Consider the following 6,032-nt stretch of genomic DNA (forward strand, 5'->3'; position numbering starts at 1 on the left):
CCCCGCGGCGTTTGTGAAATTCGTGCGCGAACACCAGTGTCCCAGTTTCCTGGAGTACGGCGAGTACCCGTACGTTACGGCCGATGAGATCAAGAAGGCGCTGCGGCTCAAAGCGGCATTTTCCGACATGCTCGATCAGATGCAGTGATCCGCACCAGGCGGTGCGCTGATGCTTGAGTTCGACGATATCCAGCACATACTGCTGACCCGTACACCGGCGATGACCGGGCGCTACGAGTTCCTGACGTTCGGCAACCCGGCGGGGGGCCGGGCGTGGCTGTCCGAGCTGATCCCCGTGGTCGAATCCGCCGCCGCGGCGCAAGCCTCGATGGATAGCACCAAGCGCTGGGTCACGCTGGCGTTCACGTGGAATGGCTTGCGGGCGCTGGGGGTTGCCGAGGAATCCCTGGCAACTTTCCCGGAGGCGTTTCGCCAGGGCATGGCCGCCCGGGCCGACATCTTGGGCGATACCGGGGCCGCCCACCCGGAAAACTGGGTGGGCGGGCTGGCAGGCGCCGACTTGCACGCGATCGCGATCCTGTGTGCTCGCGACGACGCTGAACATGGGCGGGCCAGCGGAGTGCACGACGAGCTGGTGGCCCGGTGCGATGGCGTGCGGCGGCTGTCGTTTCTGGATCTGAACGCGACGCCGCCGTTCAATTACGCACACGATCACTTCGGGTTCCGGGACAGGTTGTCGCAGCCGGTGATCGAGGGATCGGGTGAAGAGCCCACACCGGGGTCGGGGGCGCCGCTGAAGCCGGGCGAGTTCATCCTCGGTTATCCGGACGAGCTGGGGCCGGTCGCAGATCTGCCGCGGCCAGAAGCCCTGGCCCGCAATGGAAGCTACATGGCCTACCGGCGGTTGCAGGAGCACGTGGGACTTTTCCGCGACTATATCCGCGACAAGGCCGAGACGCCGGATGCTGAGGAGCTACTCGCGGCGAAGTTCATGGGGCGCTGGCGCAGCGGCGCACCGCTTGTGCTGGCACCGGACAAGGATGATCCTGAGCTCGGCGCGGATCCCATGCGCAACAACGACTTCAACTACAAGGAGATGGATCCGCTCGGGTATGCCTGCCCGCTCGGGTCGCACGCGCGACGCCTCAACCCGCGCGACACCGCGCACAATATGAACCGGCGCAGGATGATTCGCCGGGGGGCCACCTACGGTCCTGCCCTGCCCGAGGGCGCGCCCGACGACGGAGTCGATCGCGGCATCGCCGCGTTCATCATTTGCGCCAGTCTGGTTAGGCAATTCGAGTTCGCGCAGAACGTCTGGATCAACGACCGCGCCTTCCACGAGCTGGGCAACGAGCACGACCCGATCTGCGGAACCCAGGACGGAACACTGGAGTTCACGATTCCCAAGCGGCCGATCCGCACGGTGCACAAAGGCTTGCCGGCATTCACCACCCTCAAGGGCGGGGCCTACTTCTTCTTGCCGGGTATCAATGCGATGCGCTACCTCGCGGCGCTCGACTGATCACGTTAAGGATTCACCATGGGCGCACTTCCCGCAGCGCGAACCTACAACCAAAGCCATGCGGCGCGTGCCCACACCGGCGGCCGGCGCATCAGCATCTACTGGACCTGGAGCTACCCGTGGGAAGCCCAACGCGCACCGACGGAGATGTACAACCGCTTCTCCACCATGGCAGAGGTCCGAAACGCGTTGTGGCCGAGCTACGAGACAACGGAATACGACGAGGCGCATTTCCTACAAGGGATCGCCGGAACGCTGGAGCTTTTCCACCGCTCGACGCTGGCGTTTCAGGAGTTGGCGGGTGACGCGACGGGCCACCGCGTTGCCGTGTTTCAGCGCATCGACCAGGCCGGCTACAAACTTCCGATTGACGAACGGATCCTTGCCGACACCGACACCCTGATGGTGTTCGGGCTTGACCACATCTTGTCGGAACAAGAAGCCGCACCGGGGGAGATCAGTGCCGTCCGGGAATGGCTGCAGCGCGAGGGCACATGCTTGTTATTGGCACCGCATCACGACGTCGGCTTCAGCGACGATTTCGCCCAGCGTCAGGTTGAATTCCACCATCACGGTGACCCGCTGGTGCCGCGCCAGCAGCGGTTCGGTCAATACACCCGCTCACTGATGAAGGCCCTCGATGTTCCGGTTCACAACAGGTGGGGGCTGCGTCCGGCCGTGGTCGAGGGCACCAAGGACATCGCACCGCTGACCGCGTTCAGCGATTTGGACACCGCGAGGCTGCTCGAGAACGTCACCACATTCAACTTCCACCCGCACCTGCCGCACTACGAACTCACCGCGCCGGAAAGCGATTCGGTGCGGGTGCTGGGCCGTCAACGCATCGATGCCGACAGGCCCCACCCCTTCACCGCAGCGGGCAACACCGAATTCAACGCGCTGATCTGGATGCCACCGATCGGCCAACGCTCCGGCGACATCGTTCTCGTCGACTCCACGAACTTCACCACGCTCTTCGGTGGCACCGACAGCCTCAAGAACTTTTGGCACAACCTTGCCCGCATGAGGTGACTTCCCTGCGCCCCAAGATTCCGTCGACTACCGCTTGGCCAACGTAGATAACGCGCGTCTGCTCGTGAAGGAGGTGGCGTATTCCCTGTGGATGAATCCGGCTGGTTTTAGAGTCCTGTGGCCCCAATGGAGAGGCTGGCAGGGAGGGGGAACGTCACGCCTGGTTGTGGCGATCCGTCTACCGGCATCGGACAAATTGATTTTCACAATACATTCCGACACCACCCCAGTTGGCTGATGGACCGCCTTCATCGGCCGGATCCACAAACAGTGCTGGAGTCGACGTCAGCAATTGATCGATTATCCCCGGCACCGGCGGCACAAAAGGGTCTGGCTGCGCCTGCGCTACGCCGGTGCCACCCGCGAGAGCCAGGAAGCTCATCATCCCGCCGACCAGCAGTCCGCGAGCGAACCTGTGACGTTTCATGGCTGCGCTCTCCGTCTGCCCCGAATCATTAGCTATCCCCCAGGGCTAGCCGCCGGCACAATTATAGCCGGCCGGCGAACCAGCAAGTCCAGGATTGCTGGCCCGCCGACGAGAACCACCGGTCCTCCCAGCCTTCCGCGCCCATATCGCATATCAGTTGCGAATGCACAACAACTTTGGTTTGGTCGACCGGCGAAAGTCACAACTCGAATCGGCCATTGCTTACGGTGTAAGCCGTGATGCCGCTGGCCGTGGTGGTTCGTCGTGCGGCGGTTCTCGCGGTCTGCCTCGTCATGTCAGTGACCACCGCGCCTTCGGCAGGTGCTGATCCCGATTCTGAGCCTGCTCCTCCCGATGCGGCGGCACCGGCCGACGGGCTGGTGCCCTCGGCCGACCCGGCAACCGTCAACACTCCTGACGGCTGGCGCCTTGCCCTCGGCGCGAAGGACGAGATGCAAGTTCCCGTGGCGCCGTTGACCACCGCGGTCTCGTCTCGCGAATACCTCTCCAGCGGAACATTCGTCGGTTCGCTCAAAGGACCGGAACAGCCTCGAGGCGAGCTCGAGGTGGGTTACGAGATCGGCTGCGGAATCGATATGAGCACGTCCAACGGCGTCACGATGGCGGGTAGCGCCGGCGTCAGCCCGGGCCTCGGCCTGTCGGGCCTGTTGACCGGTGCGCCGGGTCTTGTGCCGCTGGTTTCCGTGCCGGTCAACGGCGTGCTCACCGTGGGGCTCAAGCCCGGCCTCGTAATCGTGGTGCCGGTGGTCAAGAAAGAGTTCAAGGGTCCAAATCCCTGGGTCATGATCAGCAACTTCCACGTCAAGATCGACGGATGCGTCGGCCAGTCGTTCATCCGCTCCTACGCGACGCTGACCCGAGTGACCGATCAATCCGACGTGGTGCTGTCCTACATCGGCGTCACCAAAGCCGTCTGATCGCGGTCTCTGCCGACGGAGCAGAATGTCGATAATCGGCGGCACCGCGCACTGCCCTACGCGGGGTAGCTGGTCCCTACTAATCGGCCGCTCGGCGGCGGCGCTGTCAGGCCGTCGCCATTTACCGCTTCAACGGGGCCGCAACGGTTTTCGAGCAAACGCGTGGGTAATCCCCTGGTCAGCGCGGGTGGGACGGTTCGCGGGACAGGTGGGACACGCTGGGACAGGTCCGGATGGGCGTTTGCCGAGGGTCCACAATGGGCGCATGACCAGCGATGATGACGTGCTGCGGCTGCGTGACGAGGGGCTGTCCATCCGGGCGATTGCGGACGAGCTGAAGCTGTCCAAGTCGGCGGTTCACCGGATGCTCGCCGCTGCGGACGACCTGGACGACGAGGACGACCTGGAGGAGCGCGAGCTGGCGCTGCTGGACGGCAACCCCGGCTACGAGGCGGTCCCACCATTCGAGTTCGTGGGGATAGCGACGGTCACCCAGGAGTCGCCCGGCTGGGACGTCCCCCAAGTCGCCGAGGAAGCGCGGTTCGTGGACGCCAACGGGCGCTCCGTCTCGCTCCTCGACATCTACCGGGCGGACTTCGGGGACGGGTCCGAGGGCCACGGCCTGATGGCCGACGCGCGGGCTCAGATCGAGCGGACGGGCAGCGGTACGCCGAGGCCGAGGAGCAGTGGCGTCGTGTCGGTTACCGGGAGTGGTTGCGCGATCCCACGCTCACGGCACCGGGGGCGAGCCGCTCGACGGTCAACACCAACCTCTCTTCGGCGGATCGGCCCGGCCGATGCCTCGTGAAACTTGGGAGATCGGCGGGGCTACCGAGGCCTGATCATGTGCCGCGGTCGATTGCGTCGAAAGCTCCCAGGGATTGCTGAAACGGTGCGTAAGTAATGCCCAGCGGGTTCTCGAAGGGATGGTCGAGCCAGAAGACGATGAACAGTAGCAGGCCGAGTAGAAGGGCGATCGCGCTTGAGAGCATTAGGTGACCACGTGTGCTATCCAGGCGCATGAAACCGCTGAGCGCCACCAGTACGACACCGCCTGAGAGGAGACCGGCCCACAGCAACCCTGGTCTTCGGGGTTGGGCGTCCAGCATTCGCTGATTCCTGTCGGACGCCAGTACGGTCAGCTGGCCGAGAAACTCTCCACTCGTCGCGTTCGATGCCACACTGGATTGCTCACGCGCGAGGACCTTGTACATTTCGGTGAGCGCGGCTTGTGCCGTGTCGGGAGTACTGCCAACGTCTTGCTTGTTGCCTTCGGGGCCTTCGACCGTCTTCGCGTATTTCCGGAGCAGTTCCCGCATCTGTGTCTGCTCTGGAACAGGCATGCCGACGGTCTGCCGGTACATCGTTGTAAGAGTGGATGCCTCGTGCGCGACGTTAGCCTCAGCGGAGGAGAAGTGCCCCCAGGCGACGACGACGGTGAATCCGAGGAGAGGGCCGTACACGAGCGCGACGCAGGTCAGGAACGGCGACAGCATCGAATTGTGGCCTTCGGCAACCGGTTTGGGGAGGGTGCGATTCGCCAGCAACACGCTCCCGATCCCGACCAACATCGCCACGATGAGGACCAGGGCCAGACGTAGCCAAAGACCCGCTATCCCGGAGTCGCCCATTACTCGCCTCCGCAGGTAACGCGCCGGCTACCCACGAGGGCGGCCTCCGCCTCCGAATACATCTCGCGCGGCATCAGCGACGTCTGCGACATGCCCCGATTCTTGCAGAGGCCATCCAACCCTTTGGGGTCTGCTTTTCCTCATACCGGCGATCCTGTGCTGACGAGCGGTCGTGTCAAGGGTTGGCGAAGCCATCACGCGATCCACATGCTGACGACCGTTCCCGTGCAGACCGCCGCGCTGTCCGGCCGGTCTCCGGGCTTGACCACGCTCGCCATTCCTGTTGCGTCTCGGCGTTGGCGAAGACATGTTCTGTTTCGTCGTTGGCCGGACCTGCCGCAGTCTCAGGCTGCTCATCCATGGCGCTCAACTTTAGCTTTTGCGCGGGACTCCCGAGGTTGTCCCGGGTCTCGTGGAAGTTGAGGTGGCGGTCCCCCGCTTGATTCCTGCCGTGTGGTAGGTGTCGGGCGTTCCGCCAAAGAACACCAACAGCAAGGGGACCGCCGTGAAGAAGAGTA

Annotated in this window: 5 protein-coding genes; 4 read left to right on the top strand and 1 reads right to left on the bottom strand. The window is 64.0% G+C overall.

Features of this window, described 5'->3' with window-relative positions:
* Window positions 1–169 precede the first annotated feature (169 nt).
* The 4 genes from ACLP9N_RS31040 to ACLP9N_RS31055 all read left to right on the top strand — a co-directional run bounded on the left by ACLP9N_RS31040 (window position 170) and on the right by ACLP9N_RS31055 (window position 4,691).
* Window positions 170–1,486, top strand: a complete 1,317-nt coding sequence (locus ACLP9N_RS31040; RefSeq protein ID WP_442410973.1) for a Dyp-type peroxidase — start codon at window positions 170–172, stop codon at window positions 1,484–1,486.
* Between the two features lie 18 nt (window positions 1,487–1,504).
* A complete protein-coding gene (locus ACLP9N_RS31045; protein WP_442410974.1) occupies window positions 1,505–2,518 on the top strand; it encodes a hypothetical protein in 1,014 nt (337 codons plus the stop codon).
* Window positions 2,519–3,184: 666 nt separating this feature from the next.
* The gene (locus ACLP9N_RS31050; protein WP_442410977.1) at window positions 3,185–3,883 is read left to right on the top strand and encodes an MspA family porin; all 699 of its coding nucleotides are present in this window, start codon (window positions 3,185–3,187) and stop codon (window positions 3,881–3,883) included.
* A gap of 265 nt (window positions 3,884–4,148) precedes the next feature.
* A complete protein-coding gene (locus ACLP9N_RS31055) occupies window positions 4,149–4,691 on the top strand; it encodes a helix-turn-helix domain-containing protein (protein ID WP_442410975.1) in 543 nt (180 codons plus the stop codon).
* Between the two features lie 34 nt (window positions 4,692–4,725).
* Here the strand turns inward: ACLP9N_RS31055 and ACLP9N_RS31060 are convergent, their stop codons facing one another.
* Complete coding sequence (locus ACLP9N_RS31060; protein WP_442410976.1) at window positions 4,726–5,514, bottom strand: bestrophin-like domain; 789 nt, start codon at window positions 5,512–5,514, stop codon at window positions 4,726–4,728.
* Between the last annotated feature and the right edge of the window lie 518 nt (window positions 5,515–6,032).

The sequence above is a fragment of the Mycobacterium sp. genome (genome assembly GCF_052144515.1).
GTDB lineage: Bacteria > Actinomycetota > Actinomycetes > Mycobacteriales > Mycobacteriaceae > Mycobacterium.

Bases quoted from the DNA above. Each gene is read 5' to 3' on its own strand.
- ACLP9N_RS31040 (WP_442410973.1), top strand. From the start codon at position 170: ATGCTTGAGTTCGACGATATCCAGCACATACTGCTGACCCGTACACCG.
- ACLP9N_RS31045 (WP_442410974.1), top strand. From the start codon at position 1,505: ATGGGCGCACTTCCCGCAGCGCGAACCTACAACCAAAGCCATGCGGCG.
- ACLP9N_RS31050 (WP_442410977.1), top strand. From the start codon at position 3,185: ATGCCGCTGGCCGTGGTGGTTCGTCGTGCGGCGGTTCTCGCGGTCTGC.
- ACLP9N_RS31055 (WP_442410975.1), top strand. From the start codon at position 4,149: ATGACCAGCGATGATGACGTGCTGCGGCTGCGTGACGAGGGGCTGTCC.
- ACLP9N_RS31060 (WP_442410976.1), bottom strand. From the start codon at position 5,514: ATGGGCGACTCCGGGATAGCGGGTCTTTGGCTACGTCTGGCCCTGGTC.